Source organism: Sphingomonas sp. GM_Shp_2, assembly GCF_026540875.1.
GTDB lineage: Bacteria > Pseudomonadota > Alphaproteobacteria > Sphingomonadales > Sphingomonadaceae > Sphingomonas > Sphingomonas carotinifaciens.
This window is the reverse complement of record NZ_JALNUQ010000010.1, coordinates 9,679-33,254: the sequence shown is the minus strand read 5'-3', so window position 1 is coordinate 33,254 and position 23,576 is coordinate 9,679. Positions and strand designations below refer to the sequence as shown.

The 23,576-nt window shown below is 67.8% G+C and carries 19 protein-coding genes; 10 read left to right on the top strand and 9 right to left on the bottom strand.

Annotated features, from left to right (window positions below):
- Positions 1–47: 47 nt before the first annotated feature.
- On the top strand, positions 48–359 hold the full coding sequence (locus OXR08_RS05660) for a hypothetical protein (protein WP_149682879.1): 312 nt from the start codon (positions 48–50) through the stop codon (positions 357–359).
- Between the two features lie 93 nt (positions 360–452).
- Positions 453–1,142 carry a hypothetical protein gene (locus tag OXR08_RS05655; RefSeq protein ID WP_267348461.1) on the top strand — a complete coding sequence of 230 codons (690 nt, stop codon included), beginning with the start codon at positions 453–455 and terminating at the stop codon, positions 1,140–1,142.
- Positions 1,143–1,487: 345 nt separating this feature from the next.
- Here the strand turns inward: OXR08_RS05655 and OXR08_RS05650 are convergent, their stop codons facing one another.
- Positions 1,488–5,030, bottom strand: a complete 3,543-nt coding sequence (locus tag OXR08_RS05650; protein ID WP_267348459.1) for a hydantoinase B/oxoprolinase family protein — start codon at positions 5,028–5,030, stop codon at positions 1,488–1,490.
- Between the two features lie 65 nt (positions 5,031–5,095).
- Here OXR08_RS05650 and OXR08_RS05645 point away from each other — a divergent pair, with 65 nt between their 5' ends.
- The 4 genes from OXR08_RS05645 to OXR08_RS05630 are packed head-to-tail and all read left to right on the top strand — an operon-like array spanning position 5,096 to position 9,955.
- Entirely contained in the window at positions 5,096–5,764 is a 669-nt protein-coding gene (locus OXR08_RS05645) for a DUF969 domain-containing protein (protein ID WP_267348457.1), read from the top strand.
- Entirely contained in the window at positions 5,761–6,717 is a 957-nt protein-coding gene (locus OXR08_RS05640; RefSeq protein ID WP_267348455.1) for a DUF979 domain-containing protein, read from the top strand. The genes OXR08_RS05645 and OXR08_RS05640 overlap by 4 nt, the downstream gene beginning before the upstream one ends.
- Positions 6,714–7,697 carry a DUF2891 domain-containing protein gene (locus tag OXR08_RS05635; RefSeq protein ID WP_267348453.1) on the top strand — a complete coding sequence of 328 codons (984 nt, stop codon included), beginning with the start codon at positions 6,714–6,716 and terminating at the stop codon, positions 7,695–7,697. The genes OXR08_RS05640 and OXR08_RS05635 overlap by 4 nt, the downstream gene beginning before the upstream one ends.
- Before the next feature lie 2 nt (positions 7,698–7,699).
- Positions 7,700–9,955: a S9 family peptidase gene (locus tag OXR08_RS05630; RefSeq protein ID WP_267348451.1), complete on the top strand. Its 2,256-nt coding sequence runs from the start codon at positions 7,700–7,702 to the stop codon at positions 9,953–9,955.
- Here OXR08_RS05630 and mntR read toward each other — a convergent pair.
- Positions 9,919–10,413: a manganese-binding transcriptional regulator MntR gene (mntR, locus tag OXR08_RS05625; protein WP_267348450.1), complete on the bottom strand. Its 495-nt coding sequence runs from the start codon at positions 10,411–10,413 to the stop codon at positions 9,919–9,921. The two genes, OXR08_RS05630 and mntR, sit on opposite strands and share 37 nt — an antisense overlap.
- A gap of 28 nt (positions 10,414–10,441) precedes the next feature.
- Here mntR and OXR08_RS05620 point away from each other — a divergent pair, with 28 nt between their 5' ends.
- Both OXR08_RS05620 and OXR08_RS05615 read left to right on the top strand, forming a co-directional pair.
- Positions 10,442–12,535, top strand: coding sequence for a TonB-dependent receptor (locus OXR08_RS05620; RefSeq protein ID WP_267348448.1), 2,094 nt, complete (start codon positions 10,442–10,444; stop codon positions 12,533–12,535).
- A 4-nt stretch (positions 12,536–12,539) separates the two neighbouring features.
- Positions 12,540–13,001: a thioredoxin-like domain-containing protein gene (locus tag OXR08_RS05615; protein WP_267348446.1), complete on the top strand. Its 462-nt coding sequence runs from the start codon at positions 12,540–12,542 to the stop codon at positions 12,999–13,001.
- Between the two features lie 3 nt (positions 13,002–13,004).
- Here OXR08_RS05615 and OXR08_RS05610 read toward each other — a convergent pair whose 3' ends face one another.
- On the bottom strand, positions 13,005–14,342 hold the full coding sequence (locus OXR08_RS05610) for a chloride channel protein (RefSeq protein WP_267348444.1): 1,338 nt from the start codon (positions 14,340–14,342) through the stop codon (positions 13,005–13,007).
- Between the two features lie 131 nt (positions 14,343–14,473).
- On the opposite strand from OXR08_RS05610, the gene OXR08_RS05605 reads away from it, so the two are divergent.
- The gene (locus tag OXR08_RS05605; RefSeq protein ID WP_267348442.1) at positions 14,474–15,748 is read left to right on the top strand and encodes a sorbosone dehydrogenase family protein; all 1,275 of its coding nucleotides are present in this window, start codon (positions 14,474–14,476) and stop codon (positions 15,746–15,748) included.
- On the top strand, positions 15,745–16,623 hold the full coding sequence (locus OXR08_RS05600) for a hypothetical protein (protein WP_267348440.1): 879 nt from the start codon (positions 15,745–15,747) through the stop codon (positions 16,621–16,623). The genes OXR08_RS05605 and OXR08_RS05600 overlap by 4 nt, the downstream gene beginning before the upstream one ends.
- On the opposite strand, the gene OXR08_RS05595 is transcribed toward OXR08_RS05600, so the two are convergent.
- Genes OXR08_RS05595 through OXR08_RS05570 form a run of 6 tightly spaced genes read right to left on the bottom strand, consistent with a single transcriptional unit; the run spans position 16,595 to position 23,495 of the window.
- Positions 16,595–17,509 (bottom strand): glycosyltransferase family 2 protein, encoded by a 915-nt coding sequence (locus tag OXR08_RS05595; RefSeq protein WP_267348438.1) that lies wholly within the window; start codon positions 17,507–17,509, stop codon positions 16,595–16,597. The two genes, OXR08_RS05600 and OXR08_RS05595, sit on opposite strands and share 29 nt — an antisense overlap.
- The gene (locus OXR08_RS05590) at positions 17,506–18,408 is read right to left on the bottom strand and encodes a polysaccharide pyruvyl transferase family protein (RefSeq protein WP_267348436.1); all 903 of its coding nucleotides are present in this window, start codon (positions 18,406–18,408) and stop codon (positions 17,506–17,508) included. Before OXR08_RS05590 ends, OXR08_RS05595 begins: the two co-directional genes overlap by 4 nt.
- Positions 18,405–19,478, bottom strand: coding sequence for a glycosyltransferase (locus OXR08_RS05585; RefSeq protein WP_267348434.1), 1,074 nt, complete (start codon positions 19,476–19,478; stop codon positions 18,405–18,407). Before OXR08_RS05585 ends, OXR08_RS05590 begins: the two co-directional genes overlap by 4 nt.
- The gene (locus OXR08_RS05580) at positions 19,475–20,380 is read right to left on the bottom strand and encodes a galactosyltransferase-related protein (protein WP_267348432.1); all 906 of its coding nucleotides are present in this window, start codon (positions 20,378–20,380) and stop codon (positions 19,475–19,477) included. The genes OXR08_RS05585 and OXR08_RS05580 overlap by 4 nt, the downstream gene beginning before the upstream one ends.
- Complete coding sequence (locus OXR08_RS05575; protein ID WP_267348430.1) at positions 20,377–21,528, bottom strand: glycosyltransferase; 1,152 nt, start codon at positions 21,526–21,528, stop codon at positions 20,377–20,379. Before OXR08_RS05575 ends, OXR08_RS05580 begins: the two co-directional genes overlap by 4 nt.
- The gene (locus tag OXR08_RS05570; protein ID WP_267348428.1) at positions 21,525–23,495 is read right to left on the bottom strand and encodes an HAD-IIB family hydrolase; all 1,971 of its coding nucleotides are present in this window, start codon (positions 23,493–23,495) and stop codon (positions 21,525–21,527) included. Before OXR08_RS05570 ends, OXR08_RS05575 begins: the two co-directional genes overlap by 4 nt.
- Positions 23,496–23,576 lie beyond the last annotated feature (81 nt).

The following is a 23,576-nucleotide window of genomic DNA, read 5'->3' as shown; positions in this document are numbered from 1 at the left end:
TTCCGGCTCAGCTTGATTGTTGCAGTTAGTTAACGAGTGGAAGATGTATGTCTGCTTTTGCGTCAAAATCCCTGTTGGCCGTGGTGACATTGGCCGGTGCCGTCGGACTCAGCGGCTGCGCCACGAAATCCTATGTCCGCGAACAGATCGCGCCGGTCAGCCAGCGCGTCGATACGCTGGAAGCGCGACTGCAGGAAACCGATGGCACGGCCAAGGCAGCGCTTGCGGAAGCGCAGGCCGCATCGGGCCAGGCACAGAACAACGCGCAGCGGCTTGACCAGCTCAATGGTCGCGTCGACGGCGTCGATCAGCGTCTGACGGCGCAGGAGCAGCGCCCGGCCAGGCGTCCGCGCCATTGATCGTGCCGATCGGCACGTCATAAAGATTGTTACTGTTACGGATCGGCCGACCCTTGCGGGACGGCCGATCTTTTTTCCGGATATGTCCAACCGATGATCCATGTTCTGCGGGCGCTGACCGGGCTCGCGCTGATCCTTCCGGTCGTGGCGGAGGCGCGCACCACGCGGGTGAAGGCACCCCAACCGGTTTCCGCGGTCAGCGGTGATGCGGAAACGCCCATCACTCCGTCGGCGGCCGCCGACCGCGTCGCGCAGTGGGTCGCCACCACGAAGGACAACCGGGCACTGCCCTGGGCCGTGGTGGACAAGGAAAACGCCGCGCTGTTCCTGTTCGATGGCAAGGGCAAACCGCTCGGTGCGGTCCCGGTGCTGATCGGGATTGCCACTGGGGACACGGCCAGCCCCGGCGTCGGCAACAAGAAGCTCGCCGATCTGGGACCAGCGGAGAAGACGACACCCGCCGGGCGCTTCCTTGCCAAGTTCGGAATGCCAGTGGCCGGCGAGCGGGTGCTCTGGGTGGATTATGCGACCTCTGTCGCGATCCATCCGATCCCCAAAGACGCGGCGGCGCGGGAAAAGCGGCGGGAGCGCATGTTGTCGCCGACGCCGGAGGACAACCGGATCACCTTCGGATGCATCAACGTGCCCAAGGCCTTTTATGGCCGCGTGCTGCGTCCGTTGTTCCGCGGCAAGGGCGGCTATGTCTATGTGCTGCCCGACAGCACACCGATCGAAGCGGTGTTTCCGCGCCTGCGGGTGCAAGCGGTCATGAACGGCGGCTAATTCGGGGTGGCACCCGAGTAATCCATGCTGCCGTTGAACTTTAATAGCTGTCGAGGGCCGACAGAGCCGGGTATTCGGAGACACCCTGCCGCGTGTAATTCTGCCTCGTTACAAGTTCCCGATATGCTCCTCGAAAGCCAGGCGATCCCCGAGGTGGGATGACGCCCCCCCCGTTCGTCTCGAGTAGTTGTCGAGTAGCGGCAAAGCCGCGTATCGAGACGACGTATCGAGAGACACGTCGCCGACTGCGGCGCGGGCTCGATCGGCCCGAAGGCCTGATGCACTCGCCGATCTCATCCAACTCACGACACCGGCACGGGCGATATGCCGGCATCCACTCGGAAGCTATCCCGCTGCCCCGTACCCCCCGCCACCGGGCGTCTCGATCACGATCCGGTCTCCTGGCGACAGTTCGATCTGGTCGGTTCCCTTCAGGATCTGCACGCTGCCATCGGCACGTTCGACACGCTGCGCACCCGCCATGCCGTCACCGCCGCCGGCAAGGCCGAACGGGGCGACCGTGCGACGTGAAGCGACCAGGGTGACGGTCAGCGGCTCCAGCGCGGTGATCGCCCGAACGGCGCCATCCCCGCCGACATGGTTTCCTGCGCCGCCCGAGCCGCGCCGGATGGCGAAGCGATCGAGGCGGACGGGATAGCGCATCTCCAATATCTCGGGATCGGTGATGCGCGTATTGGTCATGTGCGTGTGGACCGCCGAGGCGCCGTCGAAACCCGGCCCTGCGCCGGCGCCGCCACAGATCGTCTCATAATATTGATGGGCGTCGTTGCCGAACAGGAAGTTGTTCATCGTCCCTTGTGCCGACGCGCAGGCATCGAGCGCGCCAAGCAGCGCATTGCACACCGCTTGGCTGACCTCGGTATTCCCTGCAACCACCGCACTGCCCGGTGGTGGCGACAGGAACGATCCATCGGGGATGATGATCGTGAGGGGCGCCAGACAGCCTTCGTTCAGCGGCAGGTCCTCGCCCACCAGGCAGCGGAATGCGTAGAGTACGACCGCACGGGTGACGGCGGGCGGCGCGTTGAAATTGCCTTGGCTCGCGGGTCCGGTGCCGGTGAAGTCGATCGTCGCGGCGCGGCGCTGATGGTCGATCTTCAACCGGACCTTCAGCGGCGTACCATCGTCCATCTCATAATCGAACGTGCCGTCCGACAGGCGGGACAGGACCCGGCGGATGCTTTCCTCCGCATTCGCCATGACATGGCCCATATAGGCACGGACCACCGGCCAGCCGCGGGCGGCGACCAGCGCGTTCAGTTCCGCAATGCCCGTCGCGTTGGCGGCGAGTTGCGCCTTGATGTCGGCGACGTTGGTATCCGGGCTGCGTGCCGGATAGCGGGCGTCGGCCAGCAGCCGGCGAAAGGCGTCCTCGCGCAGAACGCCGCCATCGACCAGCAGGAAGTCACTGATCACCACGCCTTCCTCGTCCAGCGTCCGGGAATTGGGCGGGGTCGATCCCGGCGTCAGCCCGCCGATATCGGCATGATGGCCACGATTGGCGACGAAGAAGCGGAGTTCGGTGCCGTCGGCGTCGAATACCGGGGCGATCACCGTCACGTCGGGCAGGTGGGTGCCGCCGTTGAACGGATCGTTCAGCGCGACCACGTCACCGGGCTTCAACGTCGCACCGCGGCTGGTGATCACCGCCCGGACGCTTTCGCCCATCGCGCCGAGATGGACGGGCACATGCGGCGCATTGGCGATCAGCCTGCCGTGCGCGTCGAACAGCGCGCACGAGAAATCCAGCCGCTCCTTCATGTTCACGCTGCTTGCGGTGTTGCGCAATATGACGCCCATCCGCTCGGCGATGCCCATGAACTGCGTGGCGAACAGTTCCAGTTGCACCGGATCGGCGACCGTCGGATCGGGCTCGGCCCGCGCAGGTGCGCCGGTATGGGCCAGCAAAAGCTCGCCGCCTGCGCCCACCTCCAGTGTCCAGCCCGGCTCGACCATGGTCGTCGCGATGGCTTCGCGGATCAATGCCGGGCCGACGATCGTGTCGCCAGGGCGCAGGGCTTCGCGGGCATGGACGGGCGTCGCATGCTCCGCGCCGCCGGTCCACACGGCCACCGTCGCGATCGGCGCCGGCAAGCCGCCCTCGCGCGGCGGGAGCGGTGGCGGGGTGACCGGATTGCCCGGCAGGATCGCCTCCACCACCAGGCTTTCGATCACGATGGCGCGATCGGGGCTGTTGAAGCCGAAACGGGCGCGGTGCGCCTCCTCGAAACTGCCGCGCATCGCGGCCGTCTCGTCCAGGGGTACGCCCAGCGCGGTGTCGGTTCCCGCATAGCGCAGGTTGACCGTGACGACGCGCCGCGCCTCCCCGCGAAGCTCCGCCGCCGCCGCGTCCCCCAATGTGGTGGCCAGCACGTCCAGCGCCTCGCCCAGCGGACGCTCCACCGATCGCTGCCGGATCGCAACCCGGTCCGCCAGCCCCATACCATAGGCCGACAGCACGCCCGCCAACGGATGGATCAACACCCGCCGCATCCCCAGCACCTCGGCCACGCGACACGCATGCTGTCCGCCCGCGCCGCCGAAGCATTGCAGCGCGAAGTCGGTCACATCCTCCCCGCGTTCCAGCGCGACGCGCTTGATCGCGGCGGCCATGTGCGCGACGGCGACCTCCAGAAAGCCCTCTGCGACTGCCCGCGGATCGTCCCCGCCGCCCATTTCTGCAAAGCCATGCCGTGTCGCCTCGACGTCGAGCGGCTGGTCGCCGTCCCGGCCGAAGACCGCCGGGAAGTGCGCGGGCTGGATCTTTCCAACCAGGACGTTGGCGTCGGTCACGGTCAACGGCCCACCACGCCGGTAACAGGCGGGGCCGGGATTGGCGCCTGCGCTGTCCGGACCGACGCGGAAGCGTGTGCCATCGAAATGCAGGATCGATCCCCCGCCGGCTGCAACCGTCTCGATTGCCATCATCGGCACGCGCATCTCGACCCCGGCGACTTCGGCGTCCAGCACGCGCTCGAACTTGCCCGCATACAGTGCGACATCGGTGGAGGTGCCCCCCATGTCGAAGCCGATGACCCGGTCGAAGCCGGCCGCCTCCGCGGTCCTTGCCGCCGCCACGACCCCGCCTGCCGGACCGGACAGTATCGCGTCCTTCCCCTCGAACACCCGCGCATCCGCCAACCCGCCACTGGACTGCATGAAATGCAACCCCACTCCACCCAGTGCGTCGGCGACCCGGTCGACATAGCGGCGCAGGACGGGGGACAGGTAGGCGTCGACGGTGGTGGTTCGGCCGCGGGCGACGAGGCCGATGAGGGGGCTGACGGCGTGGCTGGCGGAGACCTGTGCGAAGCCCGCGGCACGGGCCAGTGCCGCGACCCTTGCCTCAACCCTCGGATGCGCCCACGCATGAGCCAGGGCGATCGCCGCCGATTCATAACCCTCGACGCGCTTGGCGGCGAGCAACGTCGCCACCTCCGCTTCGTCGAGCGAGGAGACGCTTTCCCCATCACGGTCGATGCGTCCGCCGATCTCGATCACGCCGTCGTACAGCGGTGCAGCGAGATGGATCGCGAGATCGAACAGGCGCGGCCTCGTCTGGTTGCCGATCGCCAGCAGGTCCGCAAAACCGCGGTCCACGACCAGCAACGTGCGTGCACCCTTGCGCTCCAGCAGTGCGTTGGTGGCGACCGTCGTACCCATCTTCACTTCTGCGATACGGGCGGGCGGCAAAGGCACGTCGTCGGCTAATTTCAGCACCTGCCAAATGCCCGCGATGGCCGCATCGGCGTAGAGTTCAGGGTTTTCACTCAGCAACTTGGCCGTGGTCAGCGAACCGTTCGGTGCCCGTGCGACGATGTCGGTGAACGTGCCACCGCGATCGATCCAGAATGCCCAGCCTGTCATGATCGTTGCTGCCTCATGGGCCAACGTATACGAAAGGGTGAGAGGGGCGTGAAGGGGGCTGGGATTTGCTGGTACTGTCGGGGATCGCCATCATCGTCATCGGCTTCCTTATTGGGGTCAATCCGCTGCTGGTGGTGACGGTGGCGGCGTTGGCGAGTGCGGCGGCGGCGGGGCATGGGCCGGTGGAGGTCGTGGCGCTGATCGGCAAGGCGTTCGTGGAGGGGCGGTTCCTGGCGGTGGTGTGGCTGGCCCTGCCGATGGTCGGGCTGCTGGAGCGGGCGGGGTTGCGGGAGCGGGCGCGGGGGATCGTCCAGGGGTTGAGGCGGGCGACGACCGGGCGGGTGTTGCTGGGCTATCTGGTGCTGCGCCAGATCACCGCCGCGCTGGGGCTGACCTCGCTTGGCGGGCATGTGCCTATGGTGCGGCCGATCGTCGCGCCGATGGCGGAAGGTGCCGAGGCGCGTGACGAGCATGACCCGCTGGACCGTGAGACGCGGGACCATATTCGCGCGCATGCCGCCGCCGTGGACAATATCGGTCTGTTCTTCGGCGAGGACGTGTTCATCGCGATCGGATCGATCCTGCTGATCCGCGCGATCCTGGAGCAGGAAGGCATCGTCGTCGCACCGCTGAGCGTCGCCGTCTGGGCGATCCCGACGGCCATCGCGGCCTTCGTGATCCACGGCACGCGATTGATGCTGCTGGATCGTCGCCTGAAGGCGCGGCGGGCGTGATCGGACTGGATGCAGTGGGGATTGCCGCGGCGACGTTGCCGGGGGCGGTGGCGGTTCATCATGCGTTCGACCGGGCGGAGGCGACGCGGTGGCGCAATGCTGGATTCTGGGCGATCTTCGCGACGTTGCTGGGGGCGGGGCCGTGGTTGCCGGACCTGTTGAACGGCTGTCTGGTACTGGTGATGGTCGGACTGGCGACCTGGGGATTGCGACCCGCGCCGGTTGCAAGCAGCGATGACGCGGCACGAGCGGCCAGCGCGGGGCGGCTCGGCAACCGGCTGTTCGTGCCGGCACTGGCGTTGCCCGTCCTGACGCTGGCCGGCACCTTGCTGATCCCCGACGGCCGGATTGCGGGCATGTCCCTGATCGATCCCAAGCAGGTGACGCTGGTCGCGATGGTGACCGGGGCGTTCGTCGCGCTGTTGCTGGCGATGCGCCTGACCCGACCGCCGCGATCCGCGCCGGTGGGAGAGGCACGGCGGCTGGTGGATGCGATCGGCTGGGCGATGGTACTGCCGCAGATGCTGGCCGCCCTTGGCGGCGTGTTCGCGATGGCGGGCGTCGGCAAGGTGGTGGCCGACGGCGTGGTGAACGTCGTCGCACTCGACACGCCGCTGGCGGCGACCATCGCCTATTGCGTCGGCATGGCGCTGTTCACGATCGTGATGGGCAACGCCTTTGCCGCGTTCCCGATCATGACCGCGGGCATCGGCCTGCCGATCGTCATCCGGCAATTCGGCGGCGACCCGGCCGTGGTCGCGGCGCTGGGCATGCTGTCCGGCTTTTGCGGAACGCTGATGACGCCGATGGCGGCCAACTTTAACATCGTGCCCGCCGTCGTGCTGGAGTTGCGCGACCGGTTCGGCGTGATCCGCGTGCAATGGCCGACCGCCATCCTGTTGCTGGCGTTCAACATCGCGGTGCTGGCCCTGTGCGCTTTCCCGAAAGGATGACGATGCACCCCGATCTAGCCGCCCGTTTCGCGCGTATCGCGCTGGGCCATGTCACGCGGGATTATCCGCACAAGGCCGATCACGTCATGACCGGTGATGCGGACGCCTATATCCCGCGGGTCGTGCATCCGATCTTCTTCGGCAGCTTCGACTGGCACAGTTGCGTCCACGGCTATTGGCTACTCGCGCGTGTCCGCCGCCTGTTTCCGGATGGAGCGGAGGCCGGGGCGATCGACGCGTTGTTCGCGGATGCGTTCACGCTGGACAAGGTGGAGGCGGAGCGCGCCTATCTCGACCGCCCTGCATCGCGCGGGTTCGAGCGCCCCTATGGCTGGGCCTGGCTGTTGATGCTGGCGGGCGAGTTGCGGGTCGCGGGCAGCGTGCATGCCGATACCTTGCAGCCGCTCGCGGATGCCTTCGTCGCGCGATTTCGTGCGCATCTGCCGATGCTGACCTATCCGGTGCGTGTCGGTACGCACGCCAACACCGCCTTCGCACTGGTGCTGGCCGATCGGTATGCGCGGGTTGCCAACGACCGCGCGCTGCGAGGCCAGTTGACCAGCCGTGCGCGGGACTGGTTCGGCGCGGACCGCGCGGCGCAGGCGTGGGAGCCGAGCGGCGAAGACTTTCTGTCGCCCGTACTGATCGAGGCGCTGGCCATGCAGCGCCTGTTGCCGCCGGGTGAATTTGCGGCCTGGTTCAGCGCCTTCCTGCCCGATCTTGCGCGTGGTGAGCCGGCGGCGCTGTTGACGCCGGCAAGGGTCAGCGATCGCAGCGATGGCAAGATCGCGCATCTCGACGGACTGAACCTCAGCCGCGCCTGGGCGATGCGCGCACTCGCAAAGGCGACAGGCAGCGACGTGCTGGAGGATGCGGCCGAGCGCCACCTGGCCGCCGCGATCGGCGAGGTCGCAGGCGATTATATGGGCGAACACTGGCTGGCGAGTTTTGCGTTGCTGGCGCTGACGGGGGTGGATTGATCATGCGGGGATATGCGTTTCTGGCGACGGCAGTGCTGGGCCTTTCCTGTGCCGCGGTGCAGGCACAGACGGCGCCCGCCACTGCGCCGCTGACCGTGGAGCGGATCTTTGGCGGGCAGGGGGTTCCGTTCGAGCATGTCGATGGCGGTGAATGGACGCCCGACGGGACCGGCTTCATCGCGATCGAGGGGGCAAAGGACGCCGCGGGGGGCACCGATCTGGTCCGCTACGATGCGCGGACCAATGCCCGCGCGGTGATCGTGCCGGCGAGTGCGCTGGTCGACACGGCGACCGGAAAGCCGATCGCAATCGAAAGCTATGCCTTCTCGCCCGACCGGCGCAAGCTGCTGATCCTGACGAATGGACAGCCCTTTCGCCGGACCCGCGCGAAGGGCGATTACTGGTTGTTCGACATGGACAGTCGTTCGCTACGCCGGATCGGCGGCGATGCGCCCGCCGCCAGCCTGATGTATGCGGAGTTTTCGCCCGACGGATCGCACATCGCTTATGTACGCGACAACAACCTGTACGTCGAAGGGGTGAGCGGCGGCGAGCCGCGCCGGTTGACCCGGGATGGCGACGCGCTGATCGTCAACGGGCTCGGCGATTGGGTGTATGAGGAGGAATTCTACCTGCGCAAGGCGTGGCGGTGGAGCCCGGATTCGCGGCGTATCGCCTTTTGGCGGTTCGACACCTCCAGCGTCGGCACATTTTCGATGATCACCAACACGGTGGGGCAATATTCGCGGGTGATCCCGCTGCAATATCCCAAGGTCGGTACCGCCAATTCCGCGGTGAAGGTCGGCACCGTCGACGTCACCAGCGGGGCCACCACCTGGGTCAAGCTGGAAGGTGATCCGCGGCAATATTACGTACCGCAGATGAGCTGGGCGCCGGACTCCCGCGCCGTCTTCCTGCAACAGGCGAATCGCTTGCAGAACGACTTTGCGGTCATGCTCGCCGATGCCGACACCGGTACGACAACGCGGCTGTTCAACGAACGCGATGCCGCCTGGGTGGAGGCCAATCCCGATCCGACCTGGACGGATAGCGGCCGCGGTTTCACCTGGATGAGCGAGCGTGACGGCTGGCGACATCTGTATGTCGCGTCGCGCGACGGCAAGACGATGCGCCTGCGCACGCCGGGACAGTTCGACGTGATCGACGTGCTGCTGGTCGATGCGAAGAACAATCGGGTGTGGTTCACCGCCGCACCAGGCGATCCCACCCGCCGCTATCTATACCGCGCAACGCTGTCCGGACGCGTGCGGGTGGAGCGGGTGACGCCGGCCGGACAGCCCGGCACGCATGATTACGACATCGCGCCGGGCGGCCGCTATGCCCGGCATGTCTTTTCCACCTTCGATACCGCACCGGTGACCGAGATGATCGACCTGGCGACGCATCGCCCGGTTCGCGTACTCGCCCGCAATGCCGCCGCCAATGCGGTGGTGCAGGGGCAGGGGCTGGGCAAGACCGAGTTCCTGCGGCTGGACATTGGCGGCGGCACCATGCTGGATGCATGGCTGATCAAGCCCAGGAACTTCGACCCGGCCAAGCGTTATCCGATCCTGTTCCAGGTTTACGGCGAACCATGGGGACAGACGGTCGCCGACAAGTTCGGTGGCAACACCGCGCTGTGGCACCGGATGCTCGCCGAGCGCGGCTATCTGGTCGCAAGCATCGATCCGCGCGGCACCGCATCGCCCCGGGGCCGGGCATGGCGCAAGAGCATCTATCGGCAGGTCGGCATCCTCGCCTCCGCCGATCTGGCGGCGGGCGTCACCCGGATGCTGGCCGATCGGTCCTATATCGACCCGGCGCGTGTCGGCATCTGGGGATGGAGCGGCGGCGGATCGATGACGCTGAACGCGTTGTTCCGCTATCCGGACCTTTACAAGACCGGGATCGCGGTGGCAGCGGTCGCCGACCAGATGCTGTACGACACCATCTATCAGGAACGCTATATGGGTCTGCCGACGGGGAACGCCGACGGCTATCGTGACGGGTCGCCGATCAATTTTGCGGACAAGTTGAAGGGCAATCTGCTCATCATCCACGGCACCGGCGACGACAATGTCCATTACCAGAATCTGGAGCAACTGGCGGACCGGCTGATCGCGGCCAACAAGCCGTTCCAGATGATGGCCTATCCGGATCGCTCGCACGGCATTTACGAGAAGCCGGGGACGAGCGTGCACCTGTATTCGCTGATGACCCGCTATCTGGAGGAAAGGTTGCCGCCGGGGGGACGCTGATCGGCCAGCTGGGCGGTCAACGCCTTCAGCCGGGCAAGCGTGATTTCGCTGACATGATGCTCGATCCCCTCGGAATCGAGCGCGGCGGTGGCGGGGTCGACGCCGATGGCGAGCAGGAAGTCCTGCACGATCCGGTGCCGCTCGCGCGCGACGCGGGCAAGCTCCTCGCCGGCGGGCGTCAGGAACAGCGACCGATAGGGCCGGTTCTGGACCAGCCCTTCGCGGCTCAATCGCTGCACGACTTTTGATGCGGTGGCCAGGGTGACGCCGGTATGCTCGGCCAGATCGGTCAGGCGCGCCTCGCCGAACCGCGCGATCAGGTCGCCGATCAGCTCGACATAATCCTCCGCCATTTCCGTCTGATGCGCCTCGCGCACCTTGCGAAAGGCGGCGGCGCGAGTGTCTGGGTTCTGGCTTTCGGTCATCGCGGCGTCCGGGTGCATTGCGGCTTGTCGCATGGGAAGCGCCGCACTACAAATATTAGCCATGGCTAAACCAATGTGCCCCGTCATCATCCTGCTTGCCGCGTCGACGTGCCCGGCGGCGGTGCTGGCGCAGGCCGGGGCGCCATCCGGCGATATCGTGGTGACGGGAACGCGCACGCCGCGCACGGTGCGCGAGGCGCCGGTCAGGACCGACATCATCGGTGAGACCATCCTGACCGCCACCGCGCCGCGCAGCCTGGCCGATGCGCTGGACTGGCTGCCGGGCGCACGGTCGGAGAGCAACTGCCAGAATTGCAACACGACCGAGATCCAGTTGCTGGGGCTGCCGGGGGCGTACAACCAGATCCTGCTCGACGGACTGCCCTTGGTCAGCGGCGTCGCCGCGGTCTACGGGGTGGAGCAACTTCCCGCGGTGCTGATCGACCGGATCGAGGTGGTGAAGGGCGGCGGCTCCGCGCTGTACGGGCCGGGCGCGGTGGCGGGTGTGGTCAACGTGCTGCCGGTCAAACCGCTGCGCTCCGGGATACGCGCCACGCTGGATCATAGTCGGCTGGCGGGGGAGAATGGCGTAACGGGCTCGGCGATGGGGACGCTGGCGTTGGGCGGCGGCGGGGCCTTCAGCGTGTATGGGCAGGCCGCGCGGCAGCCGGGGGTGGACCTGAACGGCGACGGCTATACCGAACTGGCGCGGTTGCGGCAGTGGAGCGGGGGCGTGCGGGGCAACGTGGCTGTCGGCGCGGCGACGCGGGTAGCGGTCGATTACCAGTATAGCGACGAGCGGCGGCGGGGCGGCAATCTGCTGAACCGTGCACCGCACCTCGCCAATATCGCGGAGGCGGTGGACAGCCGCGTGCACCGCGCCAGCCTGAGCGTCGAGCAAAGGCTGGCGGAGGCGACGACGCTGACGGGCGTATATGCGCTGTCGCATGTCACGCGCGGCAGCTTCTATGGCGGGCTGGGCGATGTGGCGGTCGATCCCGCCGCACCCGGCTATGATGCGGCGGCGTTTGCCGCGGCCGAGGCGGTCAGTCGTCGTCAATATGGCGCGACGCGCGACACGCTGCACTTCGGCGAACTGCGCCTTGCCGCCACCCGCGGGGCGCATGACGTGCAACTAGGCGTGCAATATCGCGGCGAGCGCGTGGACGATCGCAATCTCGACGCGGGCGGGCGCTTTCTGGGTACGCTGAGCAAGGGAAGTTTTTCGACGCTGGGGGCATTTGCGCAGGACGAATGGTCGCTGTCGGGCGCGGTCCGGTTGCTGCTCGGGGCGCGGATCGATCGCAGTTCGGTGCTGGACGACATGATCGCCTCGCCGCGGATCGGGCTGTGGTGGTCGCCGTCGCCACCATTGGTGGTGCGGGCAAACTGGTCGACCGGATACCGCGCACCGGAGATCTTCAGCGAGGATGTGCATGTCGCGGTGCTCGGCGCGGCGCCGGTGCGGGTGCGTAATGCGGGGGGGTTGGAGGCGGAGCGGGCGGATAGTCTGGCGCTGGGGTTCGACTGGCGGCCGGGGTGGTGGAGCGGGGCGCTGACGCTGGACGGGCAATTCTATCGCACCACCATCCGCAACACCTTCTTTCTGGGCGAAATTCGCGAGGACGCAGGCGGCCTGTTCCAGTTGCGGGACAATGCGGGCGGCAGCACGGTGACGGGGGCCGAGCTGAACGCCAGCGTGCGGGTGGACGCGCGGTTGCGGCTGACGGTGGGCGCGGCGTGGATCGATGCACGGTATGATGATGCGCAACTGGTGTTCGAGGGAGAGGGGCGGCAGCTCTTCACGCAGCGTTACCTGAAGAGCCCCCGCTGGAACGCGATCGGGCAGGCGGTGTGGACACTTTCGCCGCGGCTCGATGGATTTCTGGGCGTGCGCTATGTCGGGCCGATGGATGTGCTGAACAACCGGCTGGGGGTGATCCGGCGCAGTCCCGCCTTTCTGGTCGCCGACCTGAGCGCGACGCGCCACCTGCCGGTCGGTCAGGACCGCGAGATCGACGTGACGCTGGGGTTGCGCAACGTCACCGATGCCCGGCAGCGCGACCTGGAAACGGGTGCGACGCGCGACAGCGACTATGTCTATGGCCCGCGCAGCCCGCGCACCCTGTTCGTGCAGGCCCGTGCGCATTTCTAGGCGGATGATGCTGGCGGGCCTGCTGGCGATACCCGGCGGCGTGACGGCCACGGCGGCGCCGAGGCTGGAGCGGCTGGACCGGGGGCGCCTGATACCCGCCGGGCTGGCACCGGCGACCCGGCGGCTGCTGGTCTATTGCGGGGCGAGCTGGTGCGGGCCGTGCCGGGCGTTCCTCCCCACCTTGAAAGCCGCCCATCGCCGCCTGGCCGAAAGCGGATCGGACGCCGAGATCGTCTATGCCGGCGACGATGCCGAGCCACGCGCGCACCGGGATTACGTCATGCGCGAGCGGATGCCCTGGCTGCTCGTGCGCCACGACGATCCGGCGCGCAGACGCCTGCGGGGGCTGGGCGGTACGGCGTTGCCGGGCCTGTTGCTGCTCGACCGGGACGGTGGCGTGCTGGGATCGAGTTGGCGCGGCGACGGGGTGAGCGTGCCGGCCGCTTTTCTGGATGCCGTGCGCTGAGGTTCAGGGCGCTGGGGTTGAGGGCGCTGAGGTTGCGAAGGTGCGCGACAGGCCGTGGTAGAGCTTTTCGCGGCACACCCACTGGCTGGCGGCATCGGCGATGAAGGCGGTGGCGAACATCGGGAGCATCAGCCCGCGGCTGGCGGTCGTTTCCGACAGGATGATGACCGCGGTGAGGGGCGCGCGCACGACACCGGCGAAATAGGCGACCATGCCGAGGATAACGACCGCGCTGGCCGGCTCGTTCGGGAAAAGGCCGCGCAGGAGATTGCCGACCCCGGCCCCCGTCGCCAGCGAGGGCGCGAAGATGCCACCCGGCAGCCCGGCGATAGCAGTCACCGCGGTGGCAAGAAATTTGGCCGGGCCGAACCACAAGGGCGCATCCACCCCGACGATCATCGCGCGCGCCGGGAAATAGCCGGTGCCCCAGGTAAGCCCGGTCGACACACCAAGGATCGCGACGATTGCCCCGCACAGGCCGGCAAAGCGCACCGGGTAGGCGCGCGACCAGCGGGTTATCCGGTTCCGGCCCAGTGCCATGGCGAGCAGCAGGCGTGAGAACACACCGCCGGCCACGCCGCCGACGATGCCCGCCACCGGCACGACCAGCAGGGCCGACATCAAGGGCATGTGCGCACCGATCGCGCCGAAATAGACATAATCGCCCTGCACCGACTGCGCGACCATGCCGGCGATGACGATCGCGGCGAGCACCAGCAGCGTCACCCGCTGTTCATAAGCGGAGGCCAGTTCCTCGATCGCGAACAGCAATCCGGCGAGCGGCGTGTTGAACGCGGCGGCCACTCCGGCAGCGCCACCCGCGATAAGGACGCCGCCGCGCAAGGGCACCCGCACCAGCCGATGCGTGAGCCCCATGATGGCGGCGGCCAATTGCACGGTCGGCCCCTCGCGCCCGACCGATGCGCCGCTGAACACGGCGCCGATCGTCAACGCCGCCTTGGCAGCGACGGTGCGGATGGAGATCAGCGTCGAGGTGGCGCCGTTCGGGTCCGCCTGTGCGGCGATGACCTGTGGAATGCCGGACCCGCGTGCGAGCGGCGCATAGCGGCGGGTCACCCAGACCAGCGCCATGAAGGCCAATGGCGTCGTCGCCAGCGGCAGCCAGCGCCAGCGATGCGCGTAATCGGAAAAGACTTCGCTCGCCCAGTCGGCGGCGAGCGCAAAAAGCGTGGCGACGATGCCGATCAGGATCGCCCCGGCGAGAATGGCGGCCCGCGTGCGAAACTGCACGGAGCGCGGACCACGGGCGCGCAGCAGGGCCCGGTAGCGTGACGGCGTCCAGCGTGTCACGCGTATCCAGCGGTCGATCGGTCCGGTCATGGCGTCTTCTAAACCGGGATCGACCCGGCGTCATCCCGGCATGGCCGTATGCGCGCAATCGGACGATCCCGGTGCGCAAGGGATATAAGGCCGTCTCGGACGGTTTTGTGGCGATACAACCGGGAGCCGTCATGACCAGAAACACCATCGCCCGCTGCATCCTCGCCACGACGCTGATCGCCGGCACCGCCCATGCCCAGCAGGCGCAGCGCGTGATCGGCCTGAAGGATCAGCCGGAACCCTATGCGACGGAGTCGGTGGTCAATCATCCACGCACGATCGGCTGGCCGGACGGACGCAAGCCGGTTGCCCCGCGTGGGTTCGAGGTGGTGAAATTCGCGGGCGGACTGGATTATCCCCGCCAGGCGCTGCTGCTGCCCAATGGCGACGTTCTGGTGGCCGAGGCCCGCACCAAGCCGAAGCTGGACGCCGATCCCGAAGTGCAACGCGGCCAGGCGCTGTCGAAGACGACCGGCTTCAGCGCCAATCGCATCACCCTGTTGCGTGATGCGAACCGCGACGGTGTGGCGGAGGAACGCTTCGTGTTGCGCGAAGGGCTGAACCAGCCGTTCGGCATGCAATATGCCAATGGGCGGCTCTATGTCGCCAATACGGACGGGGTGATCAGCTTCCCGTATCAGCCGGGACAGACGCGGATCACCGCCGCGCCGCGCACGATCGTGTCGCTGCCGGCGGGCGGGTATAACAATCACTGGACGCGCAACCTGTTGCTCAGCCCGGATGCGCGCACGCTCTACGTCTCGGTCGGATCGGCCTCCAATGTCGGCGAATATGGCATGGATGAGGAGAAGCGCCGCGCCGCCATCCTGGCGATCGACCTGGCGACGGGACGCGAGCGCCTTTATGCTTCGGGCCTGCGCAACCCCGTCGGCATGGCGTGGGCGCCGGCATCCTCGACGCTGTGGACCGCGGTGAACGAGCGGGACGAGATCGGCGACGACATCGCTCCGGATTATCTGGTCGGCGTTCGTGAGGGTGGCTTCTATGGCTGGCCCTACAGCTATTACGGAAAGCAGGACCCGCGCCACGCCAATGAGCGGCGCGATCTGCTGGCGACGACGCTGATGCCCGATGTTGCGGTCGGGCCGCATAGCGCCGCACTCGGCCTCGCCTTTTCAAAGGGGGCGGGGTCGCCGATGGCCTTCGTCGCGCGGCATGGATCGTGGAACCGGTCCAGCTTCAGCGGCTATGACGTGCTGGCCGTGCCGTTTGCCGCGGGACGCCCGACCGGTGAGCCGCAACCGTTCCTGACCGGCTTCGTCGCCGACGCCAAGAAGGGTGACGTTTATGGCCGGCCGGTAAGCATCCAGACGCGCGACGACGGCGCGGTGTTCGTCGTCGACGATGCCGGCGACACGGTATGGCTGGTTCGCCGGACCGCGTGACCCCAGCCTGGAGGGTGACGATCCCGGTAGCGGCGGCGTGTCTGGCCGCCGCACCGGCGGCGGCACAGACGATCCCGTTCGCGGATACCGAGGATGCGACGCTGTCGGAAATCGATGTTCGGGAAGGCACCGCGCATCCCGTCATCTCGTTCGACGTGCGCAATGGCGATTATGCCCGCGGAGCCTATGACGACGACGACGCCGGGTTGGACCGGGTGCCGGTGCATGTGTCGATCGGTGGCGCGCTGGTCCTGCGGCGGGGGCAGGGCGGTTCGGGCGATCTGTTTCTGGTCGGGCAAAGCTCCAACGGCTTCCATGCGCCGCGGGCGGATGAACGGGCGTCGCCGCGCGCATGGTATGAGAGCAATTCGATCGTCAGTCTCGCATGGCGTCCCGCCGCGGGGCTGACGGCTGCGCTCGCCTATGCGATCAAGGCCAGTCCTAACGGCATCGCATCGACCACGCATGAGGCGAGTGCGACCTTTCTCTACACCGGCGACGATGCGGTCGGCTGGCTGAAGCCGCGTTTCGCGGTGACGCGGCGAACGCGCGGGCAGGGCGGCTTCTATACGATCGGCGGGATCGCGCCGTCCTTTGCACTGACGGCGCGGGAGGATGGGCCGACGCTGGCGGTGCCCGTCATGGGCGGCGTCGGCTGGCACGGCTTCTATGCGGCCGACAGTGGCGACCGCGCCTATGCCAGCGGCGGCCTGTCGCTGGCGCAGCCGGTGCGGATCGGCGGGGCCAAGGCGACGGTACAGGCCGAAATACTGGCACTGGTCCGCGACGATCGCCTGCGCCGGCTGGATGCGCCGGCGGGCACCACCGCGACCGTGGTGCCCCATGCTACGTTGTCGCTGGCCCTGGCCTGGTGACGCCTGACCGGCGCCAATAGGCGCACAGGCCGCGCGCCTTGTGGAACAGGCGGAAGCCGTAGAAGCGGCGGATGCCGGCATGCGTCCTTACCGGATCGCGCAGGTCGCGGCGCAGGTCGCCGACGTCGCGCATGATCGCACGCAGCACCCGGCCATCGCGGAACAGATGCTTGGCATAGAGCGCCCCGTCGCCGAAGCTGTAGCCGGTCAGCAATTGCCGTTCCTCACGCGTATCGCGGCGGCCGTGATGATGATCGACCGTCATGCGCGGATCGTAGCGCAGGGGAATGCCGAGCCCGGTCGCGCGGAACAGGAAATCGGTATCCTCCGCCGCGACGAAGGGTGCGCCGGCGCCGAACCGTTCGTCGAACGGTCCGACCAGCGCCAGCACGTCCGCGCCGAACGCCAGATTGGCGCCCATGACGAAACCGCCGGGAAAGCCGCGGGGATCGGCGACCATCGGATGATCCTCCAGCTTCACCGTGACCATCAGGTCGCGTGGATCGCCGAGCAGGATGCGCCCGCCGATCACCGCCGGGCCGGGCGCTTCACCGAAGGCACGGACGAGCGCGGCGAAATAGTCGGCGTGCAGGACGCAATCGTCGTCAGTCATTGCGATGATCCGCCCCCGCACCAAGGCCAGGCCGGCATTGCGCGCGGCGGCGAGGCCGGGGCGATCCTCCCGGACCAGCCGAACGGGGAAGGCCTGTGCCGCGCGCCAGCTGGCCAGCACGTCGGGTGTATCGTCGCTCGATCCGTTGTCGACCAGGATCACCTCGACGGCCGTATCGGGTGCCTGCGCGACCGCATGGGCGACCGAGGCCAGCGTCGTGCCGAGCGAGGTGCTGCGGTTGCGGGTGCAGATCAGCAGTGAGACTTCGATCATGCGAGTTGCGCGGCCGCGCGCTCCGCCTCCGCCATGGTCGTGGCGCGGATCGCCGGCACCCGTTCCGACCCCGCCCATGCCGCCAGATAGGCGGCGATCTTGCCATAGTCGTTGTCGAGCACGACGTGGGGAATGCCGAGCAGGTCAGCCAGAATATGGCCGTGCAGCCGATCGGTCACGATGACGCGCCCACGCGACAGCAGGCGCAGGCCGCGGTCGACGCGCGCCCTGGCCTGCGACGTAAAGGCGCGGGGCAGGTCGGGATCGTCCTCCAGCCAATCGACCATGGTGGTTTCGGCCGACGGCATCGTCGCATGGTCGCGCCGCTCGTCGTCGGTGCGCAGCAGCATCAGGACGTCGCAATCTGCGGGTGCGCGCGATTGGTGGCCCAGCGCGAAGGCGGAGTCCGGGCCGAGATGCGTGGGGCAGGACAGGCGCGCGCTTGCGAAGTCGAGGCTTGGCCGGTCGCGGACGTAGAGCGTGAAAGCGGGATGTTCGGTGGCGAGGCTGGCGAAGCGCGCCACGCCGTCGGGGTTCCGGAAGTGAACCGACTGCGGCAACTGCACCACCGCGCGGTCATGGACCGTCGCCAGGATATGCTCGCGAAACTGCTGATGGTGCGGCCAGATATCGCCGAGATTGCCACCGCCATGCAGGAACAGCGTCCCCGTCGGACAGGCGCGGCGAAAAGCCTCGGCATCGAAATCGTGCCATGCGGAGACATAGGCGGGCTCATGCCCGGTTATCCCGCGCAGCATCGCGATTTCGCCGAGCCAGATCGCGCTGTCGCCGACATTGGCGTGGTCCGGAAAGTCGACCAGGGCATAGGGGTCGCCGGGCCCGACATGGGCGCGATACAGCTGGTCGAGGGCATGCTGGATAGCGTTGGCCGTCGTCATGCGGCGAGCGGCGTCCGCGCGGTGGCCACGTCGCGGTACAAGGCCTCGCAGTGGTCCAGCCAGAGGTCGTGGGTGAAGGATCGCTCCACGCGCTTGCGCGGCACGTCTCGCGGCAGGGCCATGGCCGTGAGGATCGCGTCCGCCAGTCCGGGAACGTCGCCGGCGGTGGCGAAGTATCCGGCCTCACCGACGATCTCGCGCGCGGCGCCCATGTCGAATGCGGCAACGGGCAGGCCGCATGCCATCGCCTCCACCGCGACCAGCCCGAAAGGCTCGTCCCAGCAGGGCGTGAAGACGAAGACGGAGGCTTGGCCGATCGCCGCGGCGAGGGCCGCGCCGCCCAGATGCCCGCCATAGCGGATGTCGCCGCCGAGCAGCGGCTCTACCTCGGCATGCCAGTAGTCGGGGTCCTCGACCGGGCCGAACAGGGTGAGCGGCACGCCCGCGATCCGCGCTGCCTGCGCGGCCAGATGCGGGCCCTTGTTCGGGGTGATCCGTCCGCACCATGCGGCGCTGCCGTCGCCTTGGGGCACGAACGGCCACAGGGCGGGGTCGATGCCGTTATGCAGCACGGATGCCTCGGGCGGCGCCCCCTCCGGCCACCATGCGGTGAGCTGCCGGGCGGAGGTCACGGTCAAGCGGTGGGTCGGCACTGCGCTCGCCCGGACGAACCAGTGCAGCGCGTCATAGGGCGGAACGTGGAGCGAGGTGACGGTCGGCACCGTCGCCGTGCGACGCGGCTCGATCGGGAAGCGGTGCAGGCTGTTATTGTGCACGACATCGAACCCGCCAGCCGCGATCCGGTCGCATGCTGCGTCATAGCCGCCGTCCAGATGCGCGATCAGCGGCGCAGAGCCGCGATGCTCCGCCCAGGGGAAGGTCGCCTCGTAATGGGTCGGCAGGACGGGATCGATGGTGAAGCGGGGATCGCTGTCGCCGGACGCGAACAGCACGACATCATGGCCGCGCGCCTGAAGCCCCGCCGCCAGATGCCAGCAATGCGACTCCATGCCCCCGGCGAAGGGTTGCGCGATGCGCTGGCGGACATGGCCGAGGACCGCGATCCTCATGCCGCGACGCGCGCTTCCAGCAGGCGAATGACGGTGGCGGTGTTGGCATAGGGCTGATGGCTCTGCTGCCCGGTCAAGGCCAGATCCTCGGCATCGGGGCGGCGCAGGATGCGGATCGGCCGGCCCGGCGCATGGTCGATCAGGCCCATCAGGCCGAAAGCGTGCAGCCAGTGGCCCATGGTGCGATAGCCCCACTTCTCCTCGAAAAGCTGCGCATTGCGTACCACGCTGTCCAGATGGTGGACGGGCGGCATGTGATGCGGGTGATATTGGTGATACGCCAGCGCGCCCTTGACCCAGGCGATCGGCACACCCGCCTGATCCAGCGTCTTGCCGAAATCGGTATCCTCGCCGCCATAGCCGGCATAGCGTTCGTCGAACCCGCCGACGCGCAGGAAGGTGTCGCGCCGCATCGCGAAGTTGAGCGACCAGAAGCAGCGATAATCCTCGCACCGCTCGATCCCGCGGGGCGGGGGACCGCGCCGGTCGGAATGCTTCACCGCGACCTCGGCAAAACGGTCGAAGGACCAGTCATCGGCCGTGGCGCCGCCCGGCAGATACATGACCTCGCCCATCAACAGCCCGTCATAATCCACCAGGAACCCGGCATAATCCGCGACCAGCGTCGGCGTCGGGATGCAGTCCATGTCGAGAAAGACGATCATCTCGCCGATGGCGGCGCGCGCCGCGGCGTTGCGCGCTTGCGCCAGGGGCAGCGCGTCGCCGACGATCTGCATCTGCCGAATGGGAAAGGGCGCGTCGGGCAGCACATAGAGCGCGTCCTGCATCACCGCGACGATCAGTTCGGCGGGCTGCTGCGTCTGCCGGGACAGGCCGTGGACGAGGTTGACGAGGTGGTCGGGGCGGCCCTTGGCCAAGGTGACGACGGAGATCTGGGTCATGCGGATGGTTGCTCGTTCGGCATGGGGTGGGAAGGGGCGGGGGTGGAACAGGGCGACCACAGCCGGTCGGCAAGCGCCTCCAGCCAGCGGGCGGTCGCCTCGGCAGGTGCATCGTCGATCATGCTGCGTTGCCGGTGGGGGTCATGGGCAGCCACCGTGTCGGCCAGCGCCTGACTCCACCCGCTGGCCGAGGATGGCAGATGGGGGCGGACGGTGGCGACGCCGGCGCGGGCGAGCGCGTCAGCCTTGCAATGCTGTTCGTCGAAATAACGCCATTCGGGTACCGCCAGCCAGGGGCGGCCGGCGGCCAATATCTGCTGGCAGGTCGTATTGCCCGTCGAGGCGATGACGATGTCAGCGGCGGCGATATGATCCGCCGCATCATCCACCCAGCCGCGATGTTCGATATTGGCGGGCTCGGTTGCGTGCCAGTCGCGCTGTACCGGGCCGATGGTGATCCAGCGCGCGTTAGGGCGGGTGCGTGCGCCGACACCGAGCGGCGCCTGCGCAAAACCGCCGCCGCCACCGCCCGCGACCACGAGGATCATTTCCTCGCCCGGTGCGACGCCGATGCGCTGGCGAGCCACCTCGCGCTCGGATACGCGGGTGTCCACGCCCAGGCCGCCGGCAAAGCAGGTACGCGCGCGCATTCCGGCATCCCAATCGCTCTGCGCAAGATCGGCATGAAAGGGCGCGAGCAGTCCGGCAGCACCGTCATAGGCCGCGCGGTGACCGGGATCGCCACGTTCGCCATGCTGGAGGATCTTGACGTGCGGCACCGAACAGATGCGGGCCAGTTGCGCAATTTCGGCAGACACGTCGCAGATCATGAGCGCGGGGTCGGCATGGTCGAACCACGCGGTGATCGTCGCCATCGCGCGCCGTATGCCGGGCCAGCCCAAGGGCGCGCAGTGCAGCGTATCGGGCGTCGGCACCCAATCCATCGTTCCCGCTTCCGCACCCGTTGCCTCGAAGAGCGAGGGAATGCGGATGCGTTCAACATGCTCCGGCAGCGACGGGAAGATATCGTCGCGTGCGCAGAAGATGGTGAGGGGGCGTCCGGGCGGCAGGGCGCGGGCGATAGCGGCGCAGCGTTCGGCGTGGCCGCGGCCCTGATGGTGGACGAAATAGCCGAAGGGGCGGGTCATGCCGCCACCTGCAGCGGTGCGGACGCCAGTCCATGCAGCGCCAGCCCCTCCAATACGCCGGCGGCATGAGGTGCCGCAGTCCGGTACAATCCCGGTCTCGGTTCCAGATGGTCGAGATCGGTGTCGGCGTTGGCAACGACGATGGCATGGCCGCACGCCGCCAGCATATCAGCATCGTTTCCGCTGTCGCCCGCAGCGAGACACGCCGACAGGGGCAGTCCCATTCGACCGGCATAGGCGGCAATGGCAGCGGCCTTGCCGCCGGCCGGTGCCAGCACGTCGATCAGGTGGCCATGCGAAAAGATGACGCGCGCGGCCACTCCCGCATCGGCCAGCGCATCGCGGATGGTGGCGACCGTGGCCTCGTCGCCGAAGAAGCTGATCTTGTGCCGGGTCTGCACCGCATGCGGTTGCGCGGTCAGCGAAAGCGGGGCCAGCGCCTTCACCGCTGCATCGCGGTCCCAGTCCCGGTCGAGCAGCGCGGCGTAATCAGGGCATGCGCGCCAGTTCCCATCGTCATCCCGCCGCATGATCCGCGTGCCGACATCGACGATATAAGCATCCGGCTGAGGCAGATTCCATGCGCCGAGCACGGTGCGCGCATCATGGAACGAGCGCCCGGTCGCCACGATGAACGGGATGTCGCGAACGCCTGCCCAGTCGGCAAAGGCGCGCGCGCTTTCTACACAGCCGGTCAACGTGTTGTCGATATCGGAGGCGAGCAGCCGCGGCTGCCCCGCCGTGCGATAGACGGCGATCGACGAAGCCGCATAACGATCCCAGCTATAGCGATCGACCCGCGCCAGTGCCGACGCGGCGAGCGTGGCGTGGCGATCCGCATCGCCGATGAGCGTACGACAGGCATCCGCGATCGCCGCATCGTCGCGCGGATCGACCAGCAGACCGTGGCCGAGCGCGGCGACGATCTCCACCGGTCCGCCGTTGCAGGTTGCGACCACGGGGACACCCGCCGCAGCGGCCTCGATCACGGTCAAGCCGAACGGTTCATGCAGCGCGGGATTGACGAACACGCCGCCCCGGCCCGCGCGTGCGTAAAGTGCAGCGACATCGGCCGCGCCGTGTCGTGCGGGCAGCGCGACTTTCCCGTGAAGTACTGGATCCGCCGCCAGCGCCGCCAGTTCGTCCAGCACGGCGCGTTCCTCACCCGTCGCATGGTCATGCTGACCGGCGAGGATCACGAGGTTGGCAGCGGATCGCAGCGCCGGATCGGCGGCATAGGCGCGCAGCAATGCCGCAAGGTTCTTCTTGCGGACCGGCCTGGCGATCGCGAGCAGGATGGGCAGATCGGGATCGTCGAACCACGTGCCCAGATGATCGGCGAGCGTCTCCTCGCCGCTGGTGGCAGCACGGTGTGGCACGCCCGGCGACAGGCAATGCACCCGCGCCGCCGCCGTGATGCCGTACCCACCGACCTGCCGATCCGCTTCGTCCCGTGTCGATACGATGATGGCATCGGCATGAATGATCGCGTTCCGCTCCGCCGCGATACGTGCTTCCAGGGCATCGCCGGCAAAACCCTGCCTGCGCTTGTCGATGCCCAGCGCATGCGGGGTATAGACGAAGGGAATGCCGAAGCGCTTCTGGGCAACGCGGGCGACGTCGGCGGCGTCGGCGAAATGCGCGTGGATTACGTCGGGCAGGCGGGGAAGTGCGGCCAGATACCGGCAGAATGCCTCTGTAAACGCCGCAAGGTCGCTCGCCAGATCCTCCTTTTCGAGATAGCGGCGATCGTCGGTGGCGATCCGCTCGATCGTGAGTTTCGGGCCAAGCCATTCCGATCGCTGGGCATGCACAGTGCCGAGTTCGGCATCATCGAACAGGCGGGTGACGATGCTGACCGCATCCACGCATTGCCGCTGTGCCTGTGCGGAGGCAGCGTCCAGAACATAGGCGATATGGCCACCGGTATCAGCGGTGATGCCGAACGTCACAGGCGGTGCTTTCAAACAGCCGCCGAGTGCGAGATGAATGATGTGCAGCGCAGCCCCCATTTTATTGCTGGCATGTAACGTTGCTAACCCAGATTG